Consider the following 18,289-nt stretch of genomic DNA (forward strand, 5'->3'; position numbering starts at 1 on the left):
AGACTCACCGCGCCGCGCCTCCGAGCACATCCCGCAGCCGGTCGCCCAGCACCTCCCAGGAGTACGCAGACGCCACAAAGTTGCGGCCGGCGGAGCCCATGGCGGCGCGCAAGGGGGCGTCGACAAGCAACGAGCTCAAAGCCTCGGTCAACGCGCGGATGTCGCGGCCTCCCACCACGATCCCGGTGCGCGGCGTGACGGTCTCGGGCGCGCCGCCCGAATCGCCGGCGACAACCGGCACGGCGCAAGACTGCGCCTCAAGGTAGACGATGCCGAGGCCCTCAACGTCGAGCCCGCCGCCGCGGGTGCGCGCGGGCATGGCAAAGACATCGGCCGCAGCCACAATGTCGCGCAGCAGCTCGCGCTCAACCGGGCCGGTGAAGGACACGCCGTCCACCCCTCGGGCCAGGCGGTCGAGGCGCGAACGGTACGGGCCCTGGCCCACAACAACTAACCGCGCGCCGGGCACGCGTCGCCGCACCTCCGGTAGTGCGCGGATGAGCTGGTCCTGGCCCTTGCGTGCGACGAGGCGGGACGCGCAGACGATCAGTGGGGCCTCCCCCACCCCGAGCGCCTCCCGGGTCCGGGCGCGCTGCGCCGGGGTGGCGGGGCGGAAGAAGTCGGTGTCCACACCGGAGGGCAGCGCGACGTACTCGGGGTGGTGGCCGAACGCGCGGCGGAACCGGCCCAGGGTGTACTCGGAGATGTAGGAGACAGTGTCCGCGGCGTTGCCGATCACCCGCAGCGTGCGCCGCGCTCCGGGCAGCATGGACCAGCCCACCTCGTGGCCGTGGGTGGTGGCCACCACGCGCCTCGCACCTGCCCGCTTCGCGCCGCGCCCCATCACGGCCAGCGGCGCCGCCGCACCGAACCAGACCGTGTCCACCCCATGCGCCCTCACCAGCTGCGCAATCCGGCGGGCCGTGGAAGGAGTGGGCAGCATCACCCGGCGGGGCCAGCGGATCACGCGGTACGGCTGCGCGGCGTCGAAGCGGGCGGCCTCGGCAGCGTTCTGGGTGGAGGCGAAGACGATGATCGCGTCCGCACCCTCGCGCTTGACGTACTCGTTTACGTAATCGCGCAGGTAGGACTGGATACCGCCGACGGTTGGCGGGAAGTCGTTTGTCACGAGGAGCACCGTCACGGCTGCTCCCCCGGGGCGTCGAAAAGCAACAAGCCCCTAGTAGCGCACCGCGCCCGTGATCGGCATGGAGTTGTACGGGACAACCTGGATCGGAATGCCGTAGTCAGAGGAGTGGACCACCATGCCGTCGCCGATGTACATACCCACGTGGGTGGTGCCCGGGTAGTAGCCGATGATGTCACCCGGCTGCAGCTGGCTCAGCGGCACGGGAGTCCCGCCCGCGAGCTGGGCTTGTGAGGTGCGCGGGATGGCGATGCCGTTCTGCGCGTAGGCGTAGACCATGAGACCGGAGCAGTCGAAGGCGTCCGGGCCCGTGGCGCCCCATCCGTAGGGCTTGCCCAGCTGCGCCAGCGCGGCCGAGGTCACGCCGGTGGGGGCACCCGCGAGATTGACCGAGGCGAGGTCCACCGGGTGATCCTTGTTCACCCACCGCGCGTACTCGGCGTCGCTGAGGTTGTCCACGCGGGCCTCGAGGCTGCGCACCCGCGCGTCCAAGTTCTCGCGCTCGCGCTCCAGCTTGCCGCGCTTGGCGTCCAGGTCTGCGCGCTGCTGCTGTGCCTCGCCCACCGCGCGGGTGACCTCGGAGGTGCGGTGCTCCGCGTCCTTGCTGGCGGCGTCCAGATCCGAAATGGTGCGCTCCGCCTTGCGGCTCAGCGAACCCAGGTACGCGGCGCGGTCAATGGCCGCCTGTGGGCTACCGGAGTCCAGCGTGTGCAGGAGCAGGTCGGAGTAGGAGTTGCGGTAGCGTGTCTGGGCAATGCCGTCCACGTTCTCCTGGTAGCCGGAGCGCGCACCCTTCGCGCGTTCCGCGTCCCCGCGCGCGGTATCCGCCTGGCGGCTGAGGTCCCCGATCCGCGCCTCGGCGGCCGAGATCTCGTCCTCGAGGGTCTTAATCTCCTCCACCTTCGCGCTGGCTTGCTGCGAAACGGCGTCCAGCTCGGCAATCAGGTCATCCACCTCGTCGGCGTGCGCCGCTGTGGGCACCACCGCGGGCGCCCCCGCCATCACAGCCGCGATTGCCGCTACGGCCGCCTTCGACCGCCCGCCCCGACGCACGGAATGCTTGCCCATTTGCCGTCCCCTCTCGCGGAAACCTTTACAAAACCGTTACCACTATAACCGCGCCGGACCCCGCGTCCAAGAGCGGAGCATGATGCTTTTCGACGCTCCCCCCAACCCCTTGAACTGCAGAGACACCTGTGACACCAGGGACTGGAGTGCTGGAGTGCTGGAGTGCTGGAGACTGCCCAGATACGGAAAAAGCCCCGACCCTTGCGGGCGGGGCAGCATGCGGGCTCTTTAGTAGAAGCGGAACGCGGAGTAGACCGGCATCATGTGCAGCGGACGCTCACCGACCGGGATACCGGAGTTCAGAGCATCGATGATCATGCCGTTACCCGCGTAGATGGCCACGTGGGACGCGCCGGAGTAGTACGCCACGATATCGCCGGGCTGCAGGTCGTCGAGGGAGACCGGGCGGCCAGCGGCGGCCTGGGCCTGCGAGGTGCGCGGGATGGAAATGCCAGCCTGCGAGTAGACCCAGGAGGTGAAGCCGGAGCAGTCGAAGGCGTTGGGGCCCGCGGCACCGTACACGTACGGAGAGCCGATCTTGCTGCGCGCGATGTCCACGATCTGCTGGCCCTTGGACACCTGCGGCGCCGGGGCGGGAGCAGCGTACTGCTGCGCGGGGGCGGCAGGGGCGGCCGCCGGGGCTGCCTGCGCCTGAGCGCGGTCAAGGAAGGCGTTGAAGCTCGGGACGTTCGCCACACCCGGCAGGGTGCGGGCCGCGGCGATTGCGGACTGGACGTCGCCACCAGCGGCCTGGCCAGCGAGGGACGGGATCCACTGCTCGATGCCCGGAACCGATGCGATACCCGGCACGTTCTCGATCCCCGGAACCTCGGCAGCGATCGGCGTGTTCGGAACGCGGACCTGGGCCGCCTCGGCGGCGGGTATCATCATGGTTGCGCCAGCCACAGCTGCGGTAGCCGCCGCGACGGTGCGGACGGCGGTGTGGGTCTCTTGGCGACGGTGCTTAGCCACGAAAGGGTTCTCCATATCTTCTCTGTGCCTACCGGGTTAGCTGACGGGTTGGGCCTGAGAATCGGCCCTGGCCGGCTCCGTACCGCGCAGAGGCGGTACCCTTGCTGCCATTCACCCCAGGGGCTGGAAGCCTCGCGCTTCCTCGTGGTGGGCCCCCGGCTTCCGCCTCCCCCCGCAGCCGCGGAGAGATTTGGAACTCGGCGTTATATGTTCGGTTTTCGTACTTTGCAGCGACCCCGTCGCCGCAATGTCTCGAACAGATTACGAAACGGCAACGGTCATGTCCAACAGCCACGCTGTTATTGAACCGTTATTTTTTCCGCAGCCGCGTTCGGGGGCCGCTGGGGCCGTTTGGGGCCCGGGTCGCGCTCCCGGTTCCCCGGGCCCAATGACCGCGCTGGGCTGGCCCGATAAGCTTCGCTATCAAGTTGTTGTGGCTGCTTGATGATGCGTCACACTCCGTTCCGTGCGAACCGTGTGATCTGTGACACGCACACGCGCGCCGAGCACCGTGAGCCCCCTCCGCCCCACCTTTCCCACGCTCTTGACGCGCGTGAAGGGCTAACTCACCCCTTGTTCACAAACAGGCATATTCGCGGAAGGGCCCGAGGCCGCCAAATAGGCATAACCGCAGGTCAGATTTTCTGGCAGACCAATATGCCTGTTTGGAGGCGCCGCACCGTCCCTACGCCGCGCATAGCGTTCCGCCGGGCGGAAACCAACTCCGCGTATAGATACGAAAAGAGCCCCTCCCGGACGGGAAGGGCTCTTCGGGCGAAGCGGTTTAGTCGCGCGGCGTGGCGTCGCGGTCGCTGTGCTGCTTCGTCTCCTCGAGGCGGCGCAGGGTCTCCACCTCTTCGTGGTGGTGCTCGTCGGCGGCGTCGCGGACGCGCTCGGTCACGGCGAGGTCTGCCGGGCCGAAGGTACCGACGGTCTCAGAGTCAGCGAAGCCGAGCTGGTTGAGCTGCTTCGGCACCGGCGCGCCACCGTACTCCAGCGGGACAGCGTGGCCGTGCTCGTCGACGGGGCCGAGCGGCTGGTGGATCTCCACGAAGGCGCCGTTCGGCAGCTTCTTAATCACACCGGTCTCGATGCCGTGCTCCAGCACCTCGCGGTCGGAGCGCTGAAGGCCAACGCAGATGCGGTAGGTGATGAAGTACGCCAGCGGCGGAAGGATGATCAGACCGATGCGCCCGAACCAGGTCATCGCGTTCAGCGAGATCTGGAAGAAGTGGGCTACGTGGTCGTTACCACCCGAGATGGTCAGCAGCAGGAAGAACACGACACCCATAACACCCAGGCCGGTACGGGCCGGGACGTCGCGCGGACGCTGCAGCAGGTTGTGGTGGGCGTCGTCGCCGGTGACAGCCTTCTCGATGAAGGGGTAGGTGATCAGCAGGATCACCATGACCAGAGCCATCAGGGCCACCCAGAAGGCACCCGGGATGGTGTACCGGCCGAGGTAGAGCTCCCATGCCGGCATGACACGGGCGGCACCGTCAGTCCACAGCATGTAGATATCCGGCTGGGAACCAGCGGAAACCTGGGACGGGTTGTAGGGGCCGAGGTTCCAGATCGCGTTGATCGTGGTCAAACCGGCCATGAGGGCCAGCACGCCGAAGACGATCATCATGAAGCCGATGGCCTTGACGGCGAAGACCGGGAGGATGCGGATGCCGATGACGTTGTTCTCAGTACGGCCCGGGCCCGGGAACTGGGTGTGCTTCTGGAACCAAACGAGGATCAGGTGAGCGGCAACCAGGGCGAGGATGATGCCCGGCAGAACCAGCACGTGCAGGATGTAGAAGCGGTCAAGCATCAGGTCAGACGGGAAGTCACCGCCGAACAGCGCCCAGTGGATCCAGGTACCGATGATCGGCACGGACAGGATGATGGCGGACATGATGCGCAGGCCCACGCCGGAGAGCAGGTCGTCCGGCAGCGAGTAGCCCATGAAGCCCTCGATCATGCCGAGCAGGATCAGGGTGACACCGATGACCCAGTTGGCCTCACGCGGGCGGCGGAACGCACCGGTGAAGAAGATGCGCAGCATGTGGGCGAACATCGCCATCATGAACATCAGCGCGGCCCAGTGGTGCATCTGGCGGACGAAGAGGCCGCCGCGCACGTCGTAGGAAATGTCGAGCGCCGTCGCGTACGCGCGGGACATTTCGACGCCGTTGAGTGGCAGGTACGCACCGTCGTAGATCACCTTGGTGATGGACGGGTCGAAGAACAGGGCAAGGTACGTGCCCGTAAGCAGCAGGATGATGAAGCTGTACAGGGCCATCTCACCGAGCATGAAGGACCAGTGGCTCGGGAAGACCTTGTTTAGCTGGGGCCGGAGGAACCCGGCGCCAGAGAAGCGCGAATCAGCGTTGTCCGCGGCTTTTGCGAGTTTAGTGCTCATTAGGACTGACGCTCCCAGAATGCCGGGCCGACGGGCTCAATGAAGTTGCCGTTGGCGATGAGGTAACCTTCTTCGTCAATTGTCACCGGCAGCTGCGGCAGCGCGCGGGCGGCCGGGCCGAAGATCGGCTTACCGCTCTGCAGCGCGTCGAACTGCGACTGGTGGCAAGGGCACAGGATGCGGTTGGTCTGAGCCTCGTAAAGCGAGGTCGGGCAACCGATGTGGGTGCAGATCTTCGAGTAGGCGTAGTAGTCGCCGTAGTGGAAGTCCTCTTGCCCCTCGCGCTCCACTACCCGCTTAGCGTCCTGCGAGCGCAGGCGGATCAGCATCACGGCGTTGCGCGGGCCGTGGATGGAGTGCATGTGGTGCTCGTAGACGTCGCGCTCCTTGTCGTACTTGTCGCCGTCGTTGACGTCCTCCTCGTACAGCGGGAAGACCGTCTCCATCGCGGCAGCGGCAAGATCCTCGGGGCGCATACGCACCAGGCGGGACACACCTGCGGTGGTGTAGTGCTCGCCGGTGACGCCAGCGTGACGTTCGGCAATCGCGCCGGTGTCGCGGCCCAGGTAGACCTTCACACCCTTGTCCTGGATGGTCCAGCCCTGGGTCCACAGGGTGCCGTCACCGTGGTAGTCCAGCTCGTGGCGCGGCTTCCACGGGTTCTTGATCAGGCCGCCGAGCGGCGCAATGACAACCAAGCCGGCAAGCACGCCGGCGGTGCCCAGCAGGCCCTTCATGGCCTTGCGGCGGCCAAGGGTGGAGGTCTCCCACGCGTCGTTCAGCAGCGCGGTGGTCGTGCGGCGGTCCAGCTCGGAGGAGCGGCCGTCGTGACGACGCTGCACGGAAATCTCCTCCGGGATGAACTTCTTCACGTACTGGATCACGGCGATGCCGAGCGAGGCGAAGCTCAGCGCCGCGGTGAGGCCCAGCAGCGGGGTGTACAGGGTGTACACCCACAGGTCTTCGTCGCCGTGGAACTTCGGCTCCCACGGCCAGAACAGGTAGACGCCCAGGAAGGCGATCGCGGCGAGCACGGAGATGACCAACCACGTGGTGATCCCGGCGGCGGCACTCTTCTCACGCGGGTCGCCCTCGACCGGGAAGCGCTCCTTGCGGTACGCCACCGTCACGTCGTCGAGCTCGGTGCCCAGCGCCGCGAGCTCCGCATTGCTCATGCGGTCGAGCTCCTCGGTTGTGTAATTCTTCTTCACATCACTCATGAGCGGGATCCAATCCAAATAGCAGCGGCGGCCACGAGGGTCACACCGATCATCCACATAGCCATGCCTTCAGACACCGGGCCGAGGCCGCCGAGGCCCCAGCCGCCCGGGCTCGGAGTCTCCTTGGTCGACTTGATAAAGGCGATGATGTCCTTCTTCTCGTCGGCCGTGAGCTGACGGTCGGAGAACTTCGGCATGTTCTGCGGGCCGGTCAGCATCGCCTGGTAGATCTCCTGCTCGTTGGCGGGATCGAGCACCGGGGCGTACTTACCGGAGGACAGCGCGCCACCGCGGCCGGTGAAGCTGTGGCAGGAAGCGCAGTTCAGGCGGAAGAGCTCGCCGCCGCGAGCGACGTCCTCGGCCTGGATCTGGCCGTCGAAGTTCTTGCCGCGCAGCGACTCCATTGCAAGCGAGCCGTCGGGGTTGTACACGAGCTCCGGGCCGCCACCGTTCGCCGCGACGTAGGCGGCGAGGGCCAGGGCCTGGGACTCGGTGTAGCGCGGGCGCTTGCGCTCGGCCTGCGCGTCGTTGGACATCATCGGCATGCGGCCGGAGTTGACCTGGAAGTAGACGGCACCTTCGCCGGTACCGATCAGCGACGGGCCGCGGTCCTCCACGCCCTGCAGGTTGGCGCCGTGGCAGGTGATGCAGGCAACGTCATAAATATCTTTGCCCTCCTGCACGAGGGCCTGCTCGTCGCGCTGGGCGGTAGCCACCTGGGCGTTCGGCGTCAGCGCCGTAGCCAGGAAACCGGCGCCGGTCAGACCGAGACCAAGGGCCGCTGCCCCAGCGACGGTGCGCTGCGTCTTGCGGCGGCTCCGCGTCTTCTTGGGTTTGTTTTCCATCATGTTCCCTTTTGACAACTTTTCAGTACTACGTCTTTACGGTGTCTTTGCGGTGTCTTTTACAGCGCTCTACTGCACCACGTACAGCGTGATGAACACGCCGACCCACACAACGTCGACGAAGTGCCAGTAGTACGAGGTGGCCATCGCCGCGGTCGCCTGCGCCGGCGTGAACTTGGACTTGGACACGCGCAGCAGCACCACGATGAAGGCGAGGATGCCCGCGGTCACGTGCGCCATGTGGAAGCCGGTGATGATGTAGAACACCGAGCCGTAGACGCTGGACTGCACGGTCACGCCCTCGGAGATCAGCTCGGACCACTCGAACGCGACGAGACCGAGGAAGATCACGCCCATCACGATGGTGATGGTGAACCACTTACGCAGGCCGAACACGTCGCCGCGCTCCGCCGCGAACACACCCATCTGGGAGGTCACGGAGGAGGACAGCAGCAGCACCGTGATCACCAGGCCGGAAACGAGGCTCAGGTTCGAGGTCTGGGTGTCCCAGTTGCCAGCAGCGAGGCCGTTCGCGCGCGACGTGAAGTACATCGCGAACAAACCGGCGAAGAACATCAACTCTTGGGCGAGGAAGGCGATGGTGCCGACGCTGACGATGTTGGGTCGGTTCAGCGCGGCGACGCGATCCTGTGGTGTCGCCATACTTTGGTTAGAAATTGCGGTCGTCACGCATGCGATTATTCCCCCTCCGCACCGTAAAGTCACCTCGATTACCCCCAAAATTTTTCTGAGGGTGCGCCCGCAACCAGCCATTTTTGAGCTTTTGCTTGTCGACGAAAACTTTTTCACGAACGCGGGAACTTTTCCGCCCCACCATCCGACCGCCATCGGCGCAGGTTAACTGCCGGGCCGGCGGCGGCGCACCTCCGGTACAGCGCACTTCCCCGCCGCAACCCAGTTCCCCGTTGTGTCCGATCTCACATCGGCCGACAGGGTGGAACCGCGGCTCGCCAACTTTCGTATGACCCCCGGGATAGGGTGTGGCTGTGGCGTCGATAAGCAAAAGCCCCGCACCCAGAAGGATGCGGGGCAGGCACTGCCCGCGAAGGCGGCGGGCGAGCGAGCGGCTAGTGCTTCTCGCGGGGGATGCCGTACTGCAGGTTCAGCTGCGTGGTGGTCCAGATCAGGAAGACCGCGCCGAAGGCGACCAGCCAGAGCTGGTAGAAGGCGATACCCAAGCCGAGGAAGAAGACCGCGCCGGCCATTGCGAACGGCCAGATGGAGCTCGGGGAGAAGAAGCCGAGCACGCCTGCGCCGTCCTCGATCTCCGCCTCTTCCCAGTCCTCCGGGACGATATCCATGCGGCGCTCGGTGAAATCGAGGTAAACACCGAGCATGAACGCCATCGCGGTGGCAAGCACCAGCGCCACAGCGCCGATCCACTCGAGGCCGAACAGCCACGCGTCCTCACCAACCCAGGAAGTGGCGATGATGTAGAACACGGCCATCAGGGCGAGGAAGGTACCGATTGCGTAGAAGACTCTTGCGCCAGTTCCCATTGTTCTGCACTCTCTTTCTAAACGGTGGCGTTCGGCTCGTTGACGTTCTCACCGTCGCGCGTACCGACGCGGTCGGTTACGAACGGGTGGGTGGAGGTTGCGTACGGCTCCTCGCCGATTGCCTTCAGCGCCTCGGAGTTCGGGGCCTGCGGGTTCTCGGTGCGGAACTGGATGTAGTCACGGAACTGATCCGGGGTCACTGCGCGGACCTCGAAGTTCATCATGGAGTGGTAGGTGCCGCACATCTCGGCGCAGCGGCCGACGAAGGCGCCGGTTTTCTCGATCTTCTCGATCTGGAACCTGCGCTGCTGCTGGTTGTTCTCCGGGTGGGCGTACACGTCGCGCTTGAAGAGGAACTCCGGAACCCAGAACGCGTGGTTCACGTCGGCGGAGGCGAGACGGAACTCGATCGGCGTGTCCGTCGGCAGCACCAGCACCGGGATCTCCTCGGTCGAGCCCATGGTCTCGATCTCGTTGAAGTTCAGGTAAGACAGGTCACCCTCGGAGTAACCGTGGATCGGGTTCGCGTTGTGCGCGTCCTCGGGGTCGTACTTCGTCTTGTCGGCGAGCGCCTGGCGCTCGGCATCGGCACCGTCGTAGTCCGCGCCGGTACCGGTCAGGTCGCCGTCAACCTTGGCGTAGCCGAACTTCCAGTTCCACTGGTAGCCGGTCACGTCGACCGTCACCTTCGGGTCCTTGTCCAGCGCGGTGGTCTGCGTCTGCGCCTGAACGGTGAAGAAGAACAGGGTCATCACGATGATGATCGGCAGGATGGTCAGACCCAGCTCGAGCGGGACGTTGTACTGCAGCTGCTTCGGAAACTCGCCGGCACCTTCCTTGGCACGCTTCTTGTCGTTCCACTTGAAGATAACGGTGAGGAACAGGCCCCACATGATGATGCCGATGATCCAAGCGGCAACCCAAGTCCATACCCAGAAGTTGTACAACTGGGTGCCCTCCGGGGTGATCGGGTCCGGCCAGCCCATGTCGAGGACCTTTGCCAGGCCCTCCGGGGGCGCCACCTCACAGCCGGTCAGTGCCATGCCGCCAAGAAGCAGGGCACCAGCGGCTCCCGCTTTCCTGGACCAGCCGCGGCTCTTTCGCTTATCCACGTGTGTCTGCCTTCCTGTCCACACTTACAACCATGAATGCTCATGGAAATGCCAGAACATTCCTACCGGGACAGAATAGTTCAAAGGCCAAACCCCGTCCGCATTCTTCCGGCGGTGTGACCCACCCCTCTCCCCCGCTAGCCTCGCGCCCCCGGCCACTGGGCGCTTACCGGCGAGAACGGGGCCGCGCTGCCGGTCCGCGCCGTGGCTGCATCTGCGAGCGCCGCCCCGGGGGCGCGAGGCTACACCGAAAGTTGGCCCCCGTTCGGGGCACGGCAAAAGGTGTACCGCCCGCGACGCGCCACAGCCACGCCGTTTCCCGCTGCGCCCCGGTACCTCTCTATTCTTTAATGCATCACCGCGGACCCGCCAGTGCCGGGCCGCACCTTATTAATAAGGAGACAACTGCCATGTGTGGCCTTCTCGCAATGCTCGCTTCCCGCGGCGATGCCGACACGTACGTCGACGCGGCGGAGCGCGCGCTCCCCTGCATGTACCACCGCGGCCCAGACGCGGCGGGGACTTGGAACGACGATGACGCCGTCTTCGGCTTCAACCGGCTCGCCATCATCGACATCGAGCACTCTCACCAGCCGCTTCGCTGGGGCCCGGCCGACAACCCGGAGCGATACGCACTGACCTTCAACGGCGAGATCTACAACTATGTCGAGCTGCGCGAGGAGCTGGCCGCCGCGGGCTACGCTTTCAACACCTCGGGCGACGGCGAACCCATCGTGGTGGGCTTCCACCACTGGGGCGAGCAGGTGGTGGAGCACCTGCGCGGCATGTTCGCCTTTGTCATTTGGGACACCGAGACCCGCACCATGTTCGCGGCGCGCGATCAGTTCGGCATCAAGCCGCTGTACTACGCCACCACCGCCGCCGGCACAGTCTTCGCCTCCGAGAAGAAGTCCATCTTGGAGATGGCGGACGCAATCGGTCTCGGCCTTGAGCTTGACCGCCGCGCCATCGAGCACTACGTGGACCTGCAGTACGTCCCGGAGCCGGAGAGCCTGCACGCCGAGATTCGCCGCGTGGAGTCGGGCTGCACCGTCACCCTGGAGCCAGGCGGCAAGGTGGTATCCAAGCGCTACTTCCAACCCTCGTTTACGCCCACCCCAGTAGTGAAGGGTAAGGAGCAGGATCTCTACGACCGGATTGCCCGGGCGTTGGAGGATTCCGTCGAAAAGCATATGCGCGCTGACGTGACCGTCGGATCATTCCTCTCCGGCGGCATCGATTCCACCGCGATCGCCGCGTTGGCGAAGCGGCACAACCCGAATCTGCTCACCTTCACCACTGGTTTCGAGCGGGAGGGCTACTCGGAGGTGGACGTGGCGGCCGAGTCCGCGGCTGCGATCGGGGTGGAGCACATTGTGAAGATCGTCTCCCCCGAGGAGTACGCGGGGGCGATCCCGAAAATCATGTGGTACCTGGACGATCCGGTGGCGGATCCCTCCCTCGTGCCGCTGTACTTCGTGGCCCAGGAGGCACGCAAGCACGTCAAGGTGGTGCTCTCCGGCGAGGGCGCGGACGAGCTGTTCGGCGGCTACACCATTTACAAGGAGCCGCTCTCGCTCGCCCCGTTTGAGAAGCTGCCCACGCCGCTCTCCCGCGGTCTGAACCGCCTGAGCAAGGTGCTGCCCGACGGCGTGAAGGGCAAAAGCCTGCTCGAGCGCGGCACGACCCCGATCGAGGACCGCTACTACGGCAACGCCCGCTCGTTCAATTTCGCGCAGCTGCAGCGCGTGCTGCCGTGGGCCAAGCCGGAGTGGGACCACCGCGAGGTCACGGCCCCCATCTACGCCGCCTCCACCGCGATGGACCCGGTGGCGCGGATGCAGAACCTTGACCTGTTCACCTGGATGCGCGGCGACATCCTGGTGAAGGCCGACAAGATGAACATGGCCAACTCCCTCGAGCTGCGCGTGCCGTTTTTGGACAAGGAGGTCTTCGAGGTGGCGCAAACCATCCCGTACGACCAGAAGATCTCGCACGGCACCACCAAGTACGCGCTGCGCAAAGCGATGGAGCAGATCGTCCCGCCGCACGTGCTGCACCGCAAGAAGCTCGGGTTTCCCGTACCCATGCGCCACTGGCTGGCCGGCGAGGAGCTCTACGGCTGGGCGCAGGACACCATCCGCGAGTCTCAGACCGAGGACATCATTGCCAAGGACCAGGTGCTGGAGATGCTCAAGGAGCACCGCGACGGCGTGAGCGACCACTCCCGCCGCCTGTGGACGGTGCTGGCGTTCATGGTGTGGCACGGCATCTTCGTGGAGCACCGCATCGACCCGCAGATCGAGCGCAAGGATTACCCGGTCAAGCTGTAGGACCCTCAGACCCCGACCCCCGCGCCGGCTTGGCCGCGAAACGCAAAACCCGCGGCCAAAGGGTGGCTGCGGGCTGAGTACGGCTTCAAGTAGCCGTCGAAAAGCGAAATCGGCTTAGTTGAAGGAGTCGCCGCAGGCGCAGGAGCTGCCGGCGTTGGGGTTGTCGATGGTGAAGCCCTGCTGCTCGATCGTGTCGGCGAAGTCGATGGTGGCGCCGGCGAGGTACGGCACGCTCATCTTGTCCACCACGAGGCGCACACCGCCGACCTCGTCGGCCTTGTCGCCGTCCAAGTCGCGGTCATCGAAGTAGAGCTGGTAGCGCAGGCCGGCGCAGCCGCCGGGCTGGACCGCGATGCGCAGCGACAGGTCGTTGCGGCCCTCCTGGTCGAGCAGCGCCTTCGCCTTCGCGGCGGCGGCGTCGGTGAGGATCACACCGGTAGCGGACGTGGGTGCGGACATGTTGCTTCTCCTTACTCAGTTCCGGAGCCAAGGGTATCTCCGGGGATCGGCCCGGAAGTTCGGCCCCAGCGTACTCGAACTAGACCGTGCAACACGAGCGCGGTCCGGTGTATTCCCAAACCAGTTCCCGGCACCGGTTCCCCGCGGTGGTGGCCACCGTGTGGGGGCCGCATTGTAGCCTTGGGGGCGTGAAACTTCCCTGGCAAAAATCCGAGCAAGCAACCGGCGGCTCAACCAAGCTGGAGTTGCCCGAGAGCGAGCAGCATGCCGACGGCGCCGCCGCGGCCCCCGAGGAGGCGAAGCTGCCCAAGGGCTACACGCCGCCGAAGGGGCGCCCCACGCCCAAGCGCCACGACCAGGAGGTCAAGCGCGGCGTAGTCCGAGATCCGGACGCGCTCACACCGGCGCAGCAGCAGCAGCGCAACAAAGAGCTGAAGAAGTCCATGACGAAAGAGGAGTGGAAGGCGTACAAGAAGGAGCAGCGCGAGCAAAACCGCGCCGCCAACCGCGAGATGCAGGCGCGCATCGACGCGGGCGACGAGCGCTACCTCCTGGACCGGGACCGCGGGCCGGTGCGCCGGTACGTGCGCGACTGGGTGGACTCGCGCCGCTTCCTCAACAACTACGTCATGCCGATGGCGCTGGTGCTCCTGGTCATCCTGATCATCGGCACCTGGCTACCGCAGGTGGCGTCCGTGCTCTCCATGATCACCCTCGTGTTCATGCTGGCGATCCTGGTGGAGGCCGTGATCATTGGTCGGCGCGCCAACGCCGCGGTGCGGGCCAAATTCCCGGACACCACGGAAACCGGCTTCGGCCTGGGCACCTACGCGTTCTCCCGCGCCTCCCAGCCGCGCAGCTGGCGCTCCCCGAAGCCGCAGGTCGCGCTCGGCCAGAAGGTGTAGGGCGCACGCGTGGCCATCCAGTTTCCGCAGGTTGATGCGCCGGACGAGGCACGGCAGCGCGACCTTGCCCGCAGGCTCGACGCCTCCGTGCCGGGCCGCGCGCTGGGGCGCCTCGGCGCGATAGGCGCGTGGGTGGCTGGCGCGCAGGGCGCCGACCTCCCCCACCCCTTTACCCGCGCCCGCGCCGTGGTGGTGGCGGGCAACCACGGCATTGCCGAGCGCGGCATCTCCGCGTGGCAGCCGGACGCGGCGCGGGCCCAAGCCGCGGACATCGCCGCCGGCGGGGGCCCGGTAAACGCGGCCGCGCGCATGGCGGGCGCCGGGGTGCGCCTGGTGGAGGACTTCTTGGACCAGCCCACCGGCGCAATCGACGTCGAGGCGGCGATGAGCACCCAGGCATGCGCGGACGCGCTGCAGCTGGGTGTGGACCTCGCGGACGAGGAGGTCGACGCCGGCACCGACATCGTTCTGCCCGGGGACCTCGCGGTGGGGAACACCACCGTCGCCGCGGCGCTGTACGGCACGTTCACCCGCACGGAGCCGGTCTTGGCCGTGGGGCGCGGGTCCGGGATCAACGACGAGGTGTGGAAGGTGAAGGCGGCCGCGGTGCGCGACGCCATGTTCCGCGTCCGCGGGTGCCGGGACGACGAGGAGCGGGTGCTGGCGGAGATCGCGGGCCCGGACTTCGCGTGTCTGGTGGGCCTCATCGCGCAGTCGGCGGTGCGGCGCACCCCAGTGGTCGTCGACGGGGCGTACGTGGCCGTGGCCGCCTATGTGGCGGAGCGCCTCGCCCCGGGGACGAAGCGCTGGCTCATTGCCGGCCAGCTCACGCCCGAGCCGTCCCACCTGGGGTGCGTGCAGGCGCTGGGGCTCACGCCCGTCCTCGCCCTGGACATGACCGCGGGCCAGGCGGCGGGCTCGCTCGCCGCCCTCCCCACCATCAACCTCGCCGCCGAGTTGGCGGCGGAGGTGTTGGGAGGCGCGTAGGGAAGGGAGCGTCGATAAGCGAAAGCCCCCTACACCAGGCGGTAGTTCCAACCGTGGGTGTCTGCGATGGTGCCGTTCTGGATGCCGCGCAGCTGCTCGCGCAGCTTCATGGTGATCTCGCCCGCCTCGTTGTTGTTCACGGTGAACTCGCCGTGCGGGGACTTGGCGCGGCCGACGGGGGTGATTACGGCCGCGGTGCCGCAGGCGAAGGTCTCGGCGAAGCGGCCGGACTCGGAGCCGTCGCGCCACTCGCCGACGGTGACGCGGCGCTCCTCGGTCTTGTACCCCATGTCCTCAGCGAGCTCGAGGATGGACTTGCGGGTAATGCCTGGCAGGAGCGAGCCGCTGAGCGCGGGGGTAACCACGGTGTAGTCGTCGGGCTCGGTGCTGCCCTCGGCGCCGGTGTACTCGACAAACATGAGGTTCATCCCGCCCATCTCCTCGATGTACTTGCGCTCGATCGCGTCGAGCCACACCACCTGGTCGCAGCCCTCATTCTCGGCGTTGGCCTGGGCCGCGAGCGAGCCCGCGTAGTTGCCGGCGAACTTGGCGTCGCCCGTGCCGCCCGGCGCGGCACGCACGAAGTCCTCGGAGATCCAGACGCTAACCGGCTTCACGCCACCCTTGAAGTAGGCGCCGGCCGGGGAGGCGATGACGTAGTAGGTGTAGCTAGAGGAGGGCTTCACGCCCAGGGTCTCCTCGGTGCCGATCATGAAGGGGCGTAGGTAGAGCGCGTCCTCGCCGCCAGCCTCCGGCACCCACGCCTCGTCGGCGGCGACGAGCTGGCGCAGGGACTCGATGAACAGCTCCTCGGGCAGCTGCGGCATGGCCAGGCGGTCCGCGGAGTGCTGCATGCGCGCCGCGTTCTGGTCTGGACGGAAGGTGACAATGCTGCCGTCCTCGTGGCGGTACGCCTTCAGGCCTTCGAAAATGGCCTGGCCGTAGTGAAAGACGTTGGTGGCTGGGCTCAGCTCCACGGGGCCGAAGGGGCGCACCTGGGCGTTGTGCCAGCCCTTGTCGGCGGTCCAGTCGATGGAGACCATGTGGTCGGTGAAGGCCTTGCCGAAGCCGGGCTCGGCGAGGATCTCCGCGCGCTGGGCGTCGGTGGCGGGGTGCTCGTTCTTGGTCACTGCGAATTCTAGGCGTTGCTCCATGGGCGCTACCCTACTCCGGCACCGGTACGCTCTAGCGATACCGATTCGTAACACGACCCGAGAAGACCCGAGAAGACCCGAGAAGAAAGGTGCGTTCATGGCATTCGACATTTCGCTCCCCGCCCGCGGAACCGTCCCCGAGGTCCGCTTCTCCCCCACCGCCCCGTCCGGCGCCGCGCGCATCGTGCCGGTGGCGAAGGGTGAGGACGGCCTCGAGCTGCCGGTGACCGCGTTCGCGGCCCCCGGCCTGTTCGATGCGCTGGTTGCGCTCGGTGCGACCGGTAGCGCGTCCGAGACGGTGCGTTTGCTTGTCGACGACACCCTGTACATCGCCACCGGCCTCGGCGCCGCAGATGCGGTGGACGATGACGCGGTGCGCCGCGCATACGGCTCCGCTGCCCGCACCCTGGCCGGCCTGAAGGGCGAGACCGGCCAGACCGGCCAGACCGGCCAGACCGGCTCAGTGGAGGCGGCCGTGTCCTGCGAGTTCGGCGTCGGCCCAGTGGTGGAGGGCCTGATCCTGGGCGGCTACGCGTACGCGGGGCAGAAGTCCCGGGCGGGCCGCGACGAGGCTGGCGGGTCCGACGGAGCCGCCCGCGGCGTGACCGTCACGGTGGTGGGTTCCGAGGACCAGCGCGCCGCCTTTGAGCGCGCCGTGGTCATCGCTGAGAGCACAAACCTCGCCCGCGACTTGGTCAACACCCCAGCCAACCACCTCTACCCGGAGTCCTACGCCCGGGTAATGCGGGAGGTGGCGCAGCAGGCGAGCCTGGATGTGGAGGTGCTCGACGAGGCGCAGCTGGAGGCCGAGGGCTTCGGCGGCATCCTCGCCGTGGGCCGCGGCTCGGCGCGCCCGCCCCGCCTGGTGCACCTGTCCTGGGACGGTGCCGCCGAGTCGGGCACCTCAGTGGCGCTGGTGGGCAAGGGCATCACCTTCGACACGGGCGGTATCTCGCTGAAGCCGGCCGCGAAAATGGAGGAGATGATCTCCGACATGGGCGGGTCCGCCGCCCAGCTCGCCGCCATCGTCGCCGCGGCGCGCCTGGCACTGCCGGTGCGGGTGGATGCGTGGCTGCCGCTGGCGGAGAACATGCCCTCCGGCACTGCCACCCGCCCGGGCGACGTGATCACCCACTACGGCGGGTTGACCAGCGAGATCATCAACACCGACGCCGAGGGGCGCCTCGTGCTCGCCGACGCCATCGCCCGCGCCTGCGAGGGCACTGGCGGGGCGCAGCCCAGCCACCTCATCGAAACCGCCACCCTCACCGGCGCCCAGCTCGTGGCGCTGGGCACCCGCACCGCCGGCGTGATGGGATCGGACGATTTCCGCGACGCCGTGGCCGAGGCCGGGCGCGAGGTGGGTGAGCGCGCGTGGGCCATGCCGCTTCTCGACGAACACGTAGAGGAACTCGCATCCCCCGTCGCCGACATCCGCAACACCCACAACGCCCGCACCGGCGGCATGCTGTTCGCCGGCCTCTACCTCTCCCGGTTTGTGCCGGAGGGGACGCAGTGGGTGCACATCGACGTGGCCGGCCCGGCCTGGAACGGCGGCTCCGCGCACGGATACACGCCCGCCCGCGCGACCGGCGCCCCGGTGCGCACCATCGTCGAGACCCTGACCCGGCTCGCCGGCGAGACCAGCGGGGCGTAGCCGGGCTAGTCCGACGATTTTGCCAAATTTTTCACCGTCCTGGGACTTTGGTGCCCAGGTCCGCGGATTTTCCAAAATCTGTGGCCGGCGGGTCAGGTGTAGGGGTTCTCGCCGCGCTCGAACTTAGCGCGGCGCTCCTGCTGCTCGGCCCGTTTGCGCAGGATGCGGTCCTGCTCGATTTTGCGGCGCATGCGGTCGGGGTAGCCGGTCTCCTCGACGTCGTAAAGCGAAATGCCCAACAACGTCGTGACCGCGTCGATCCCCTTGGGCCCCCCGATGCGGCGGCGAGTGTAATTGCCGTGCTCGTCAACCAGCACCACCGACATCTCGTTGACCATGGTTTCGGGCTCGACGAATCCCTCCACGAAGGCGCGACCGACCACCCAAGCCTTGAGGTAGTCGGCGTCCTCGGCCCGCAGGGTCTCACCCGGCGCGCGGGGCGGGGCGAAACTGGTGCTGCGTTTGCCTTTGCCGAACAGGTTGAACACGGTGCTCATAGT

16 protein-coding genes and 1 riboswitch are annotated in these 18,289 nt (G+C 66.9%); of the genes, 4 read left to right on the plus strand and 12 right to left on the minus strand.

Translation table 11 applies throughout. The annotated features are described in order from the left end of the window. Window positions 1-4 precede the first annotated feature (4 nt). From BN4252_RS04435 to ctaC, 9 genes are all read right to left on the minus strand, one after another. Window positions 5-1,144, minus strand: a complete 1,140-nt coding sequence (locus tag BN4252_RS04435) for a glycosyltransferase family 4 protein (RefSeq protein WP_066526407.1) — start codon at window positions 1,142-1,144, stop codon at window positions 5-7. Between the two features lie 36 nt (window positions 1,145-1,180). Further along, window positions 1,181-2,215, minus strand: a complete 1,035-nt coding sequence (locus tag BN4252_RS04440) for a C40 family peptidase (RefSeq protein WP_066526410.1) — start codon at window positions 2,213-2,215, stop codon at window positions 1,181-1,183. A 228-nt stretch (window positions 2,216-2,443) separates the two neighbouring features. After that, window positions 2,444-3,187, minus strand: a complete 744-nt coding sequence (locus BN4252_RS04445; protein ID WP_066526704.1) for a C40 family peptidase — start codon at window positions 3,185-3,187, stop codon at window positions 2,444-2,446. Between the two features lie 13 nt (window positions 3,188-3,200). Next, a riboswitch (cyclic di-AMP (ydaO/yuaA leader) is annotated at window positions 3,201-3,400 on the minus strand. Between the two features lie 571 nt (window positions 3,401-3,971). Beyond that, on the minus strand, window positions 3,972-5,597 hold the full coding sequence (qcrB, locus tag BN4252_RS04450) for a cytochrome bc1 complex cytochrome b subunit (protein ID WP_066526413.1): 1,626 nt from the start codon (window positions 5,595-5,597) through the stop codon (window positions 3,972-3,974). After that, a complete protein-coding gene (gene qcrA / locus BN4252_RS04455; protein WP_066526419.1) occupies window positions 5,597-6,817 on the minus strand; it encodes a cytochrome bc1 complex Rieske iron-sulfur subunit in 1,221 nt (406 codons plus the stop codon). The genes qcrB and qcrA overlap by 1 nt, the downstream gene beginning before the upstream one ends. Next, complete coding sequence (gene qcrC, locus BN4252_RS04460) at window positions 6,814-7,662, minus strand: cytochrome bc1 complex diheme cytochrome c subunit (RefSeq protein ID WP_066526708.1); 849 nt, start codon at window positions 7,660-7,662, stop codon at window positions 6,814-6,816. The genes qcrA and qcrC overlap by 4 nt, the downstream gene beginning before the upstream one ends. Before the next feature lie 69 nt (window positions 7,663-7,731). Further along, window positions 7,732-8,352 carry an aa3-type cytochrome oxidase subunit III gene (gene ctaE, locus BN4252_RS04465; RefSeq protein WP_187370921.1) on the minus strand — a complete coding sequence of 207 codons (621 nt, stop codon included), beginning with the start codon at window positions 8,350-8,352 and terminating at the stop codon, window positions 7,732-7,734. 398 nt (window positions 8,353-8,750) lie between these two features. Next, window positions 8,751-9,182 carry an aa3-type cytochrome oxidase subunit IV gene (gene ctaF, locus BN4252_RS04470; protein WP_066526422.1) on the minus strand — a complete coding sequence of 144 codons (432 nt, stop codon included), beginning with the start codon at window positions 9,180-9,182 and terminating at the stop codon, window positions 8,751-8,753. A gap of 17 nt (window positions 9,183-9,199) precedes the next feature. Then, window positions 9,200-10,294 (minus strand): aa3-type cytochrome oxidase subunit II, encoded by a 1,095-nt coding sequence (ctaC, locus tag BN4252_RS04475; RefSeq protein WP_066526425.1) that lies wholly within the window; start codon window positions 10,292-10,294, stop codon window positions 9,200-9,202. Between the two features lie 410 nt (window positions 10,295-10,704). On the opposite strand from ctaC, the gene asnB reads away from it, so the two are divergent. Further along, complete coding sequence (gene asnB, locus BN4252_RS04480) at window positions 10,705-12,627, plus strand: asparagine synthase (glutamine-hydrolyzing) (RefSeq protein ID WP_066526433.1); 1,923 nt, start codon at window positions 10,705-10,707, stop codon at window positions 12,625-12,627. A gap of 114 nt (window positions 12,628-12,741) precedes the next feature. Here asnB and BN4252_RS04485 read toward each other — a convergent pair whose 3' ends face one another. Continuing rightward, a complete protein-coding gene (locus tag BN4252_RS04485) occupies window positions 12,742-13,086 on the minus strand; it encodes a HesB/IscA family protein (protein ID WP_066526439.1) in 345 nt (114 codons plus the stop codon). A 188-nt stretch (window positions 13,087-13,274) separates the two neighbouring features. Here BN4252_RS04485 and BN4252_RS04490 point away from each other — a divergent pair, with 188 nt between their 5' ends. Together BN4252_RS04490 and BN4252_RS04495 are read left to right on the plus strand one after the other, a co-directional pair. Beyond that, complete coding sequence (locus BN4252_RS04490) at window positions 13,275-13,991, plus strand: DUF3043 domain-containing protein (protein WP_066526442.1); 717 nt, start codon at window positions 13,275-13,277, stop codon at window positions 13,989-13,991. Between the two features lie 9 nt (window positions 13,992-14,000). Beyond that, window positions 14,001-14,978 carry a nicotinate-nucleotide--dimethylbenzimidazole phosphoribosyltransferase gene (locus BN4252_RS04495; protein ID WP_066526447.1) on the plus strand — a complete coding sequence of 326 codons (978 nt, stop codon included), beginning with the start codon at window positions 14,001-14,003 and terminating at the stop codon, window positions 14,976-14,978. 29 nt (window positions 14,979-15,007) lie between these two features. Here BN4252_RS04495 and BN4252_RS04500 read toward each other — a convergent pair whose 3' ends face one another. Then, entirely contained in the window at window positions 15,008-16,132 is a 1,125-nt protein-coding gene (locus BN4252_RS04500) for a branched-chain amino acid aminotransferase (RefSeq protein ID WP_066526453.1), read from the minus strand. Window positions 16,133-16,229: 97 nt separating this feature from the next. On the opposite strand from BN4252_RS04500, the gene BN4252_RS04505 reads away from it, so the two are divergent. Continuing rightward, the gene (locus tag BN4252_RS04505; RefSeq protein WP_066526456.1) at window positions 16,230-17,789 is read left to right on the plus strand and encodes a leucyl aminopeptidase; all 1,560 of its coding nucleotides are present in this window, start codon (window positions 16,230-16,232) and stop codon (window positions 17,787-17,789) included. A gap of 92 nt (window positions 17,790-17,881) precedes the next feature. On the opposite strand, the gene BN4252_RS04510 is transcribed toward BN4252_RS04505, so the two are convergent. Continuing rightward, window positions 17,882-18,277, minus strand: a complete 396-nt coding sequence (locus tag BN4252_RS04510; RefSeq protein ID WP_066526719.1) for an oxidoreductase — start codon at window positions 18,275-18,277, stop codon at window positions 17,882-17,884. Window positions 18,278-18,289 lie beyond the last annotated feature (12 nt).

This window comes from Corynebacterium bouchesdurhonense (genome assembly GCF_900078305.2).
Taxonomy (GTDB): domain Bacteria; phylum Actinomycetota; class Actinomycetes; order Mycobacteriales; family Mycobacteriaceae; genus Corynebacterium; species Corynebacterium bouchesdurhonense.

What these genes read in the sequence shown, in the direction of transcription:
- BN4252_RS04440 (WP_066526410.1), bottom strand. Translation starts at nt 2,215, where the DNA reads ATGGGCAAGCATTCCGTGCGTCGGGGCGGGCGGTCGAAGGCGGCCGTA.
- qcrB (WP_066526413.1), bottom strand. Translation starts at nt 5,597, where the DNA reads ATGAGCACTAAACTCGCAAAAGCCGCGGACAACGCTGATTCGCGCTTC.
- qcrA (WP_066526419.1), bottom strand. Translation starts at nt 6,817, where the DNA reads ATGAGTGATGTGAAGAAGAATTACACAACCGAGGAGCTCGACCGCATG.
- qcrC (WP_066526708.1), bottom strand. Translation starts at nt 7,662, where the DNA reads ATGGAAAACAAACCCAAGAAGACGCGGAGCCGCCGCAAGACGCAGCGC.
- ctaF (WP_066526422.1), bottom strand. Translation starts at nt 9,182, where the DNA reads ATGGGAACTGGCGCAAGAGTCTTCTACGCAATCGGTACCTTCCTCGCC.
- asnB (WP_066526433.1), top strand. Translation starts at nt 10,705, where the DNA reads ATGTGTGGCCTTCTCGCAATGCTCGCTTCCCGCGGCGATGCCGACACG.
- BN4252_RS04485 (WP_066526439.1), bottom strand. Translation starts at nt 13,086, where the DNA reads ATGTCCGCACCCACGTCCGCTACCGGTGTGATCCTCACCGACGCCGCC.
- BN4252_RS04500 (WP_066526453.1), bottom strand. Translation starts at nt 16,132, where the DNA reads ATGGAGCAACGCCTAGAATTCGCAGTGACCAAGAACGAGCACCCCGCC.
- BN4252_RS04505 (WP_066526456.1), top strand. Translation starts at nt 16,230, where the DNA reads ATGGCATTCGACATTTCGCTCCCCGCCCGCGGAACCGTCCCCGAGGTC.